Below are 1,628 nucleotides of genomic sequence, written 5' to 3' on the forward strand. Positions count from 1 at the left end.
ATGCCGGCGGCGACCTACTCTCCCACACCCTCCCGAGTGCAGTACCATCGGCGCTGGTGGACTTAGCTTCCGGGTTCGGAATGGGACCGGGCGTGACCCCACCGCTAACACCACCGACAAAAACCAGGCAACAACCAACCCCACCACAAAACTTCGGGTGGGTGGTGTCATGCCAGACACTGAACAGTAGACGCGAGCAAAAACCCTAATTTTTCACACTCTCTTGTGTGTTGAATGTTTGGTCTATTAGTACCGGTCACCTCCACACCTTACGATGCTTCCAGATCCGGCCTATCAACCCCATCATCTATAGGGGACCTCAAAAGAAACCTAATCTTGGAACAGGCTTCCCGCTTAGATGCTTTCAGCGGTTATCCCTTCCGTACGTAGCCAACCAGCCATGCCCCAGGCGGGACAACTGGCACACCAGAGGTACGTCCATCCCGGTCCTCTCGTACTAGGGACAGCCTTCCTCAAGTTTCTACGCGCGCGGCGGATAGAGACCGAACTGTCTCACGACGTTCTAAACCCAGCTCGCGTGCCGCTTTAATGGGCGAACAGCCCAACCCTTGGGACCTACTCCAGCCCCAGGATGCGACGAGCCGACATCGAGGTGCCAAACCATCCCGTCGATATGGACTCTTGGGGAAGATCAGCCTGTTATCCCCGGGGTACCTTTTATCCGTTGAGCGACACCGCTTCCACAAGCCGGTGCCGGATCACTAGTCCCTAGTTTCCTACCTGCTCGACCTGTCAGTCTCACAGTCAAGCTCCCTTGTGCACTTACACTCAACACCTGATTGCCAACCAGGCTGAGGGAACCTTTGGGCGCCTCCGTTACTCTTTGGGAGGCAACCGCCCCAGTTAAACTACCCACCAGGCACTGTCCCTAACCCGGATCACGGGCCGAGGTTGAGATGTCCAATACGATCAGAGTGGTATTTCAACAACGACTCCACCCCAACTGGCGTTGAGGCATCACAGTCTCCCACCTATCCTACACAAACCGAACCGAACACCAATACCAAGCTATAGTGAAGGTCCCGGGGTCTTTTCGTCCTGCCGCGCGTAACGAGCATCTTTACTCGTACTGCAATTTCGCCGGGTCTGTGGTTGAGACAGCAGGGAAGTCGTTACGCCATTCGTGCAGGTCGGAACTTACCCGACAAGGAATTTCGCTACCTTAGGATGGTTATAGTTACCACCGCCGTTTACTGGGGCTTAAATTCTCCGCTTCGACCCCACAAGGAATCTAACAGGTCCTCTTAACCTTCCAGCACCGGGCAGGCGTCAGTCCGTATACATCGACTTAAACGTCTTCGCACGGACCTGTGTTTTTAGTAAACAGTCGCTTCCCTCTATTCTCTGCGGCCACAACCAGCTCAACCACGTCGGTCACCAGTCATGGCCCCCCTTCTCCCGAAGTTACGGGGGCATTTTGCCGAGTTCCTTAACCACAGTTATCCCGATCGCCTTAGTATTCTCTACCTGACTACCTGTGTCGGTTTCGGGTACGGGCCGTATATCCACATCGCTAGAGGCTTTTCTCGGCAGCATAGGATCACCAACTTCCCCAAATACGGGTACGCATCACGCCTCACCCAATGTGCTCCGGATTTACCTAGAAC

2 rRNA genes are annotated in these 1,628 nt (G+C 54.7%); both read right to left on the reverse strand.

Annotated elements, in window-relative coordinates:
* Nucleotide 1: 1 nt before the first annotated feature.
* Nucleotides 2-118, reverse strand: a 5S ribosomal RNA gene (rrf, locus tag HMPREF2860_RS00030).
* A gap of 107 nt (nt 119-225) precedes the next feature.
* Nucleotides 226-1,628: ribosomal RNA gene (locus tag HMPREF2860_RS00035) — 23S ribosomal RNA — on the reverse strand; the annotation flags it as partial.

The sequence above is a fragment of the Corynebacterium sp. HMSC064E10 genome (genome assembly GCF_001812505.1).
In the GTDB taxonomy this organism is placed as follows: Bacteria; Actinomycetota; Actinomycetes; order Mycobacteriales; family Mycobacteriaceae; genus Corynebacterium; species Corynebacterium amycolatum.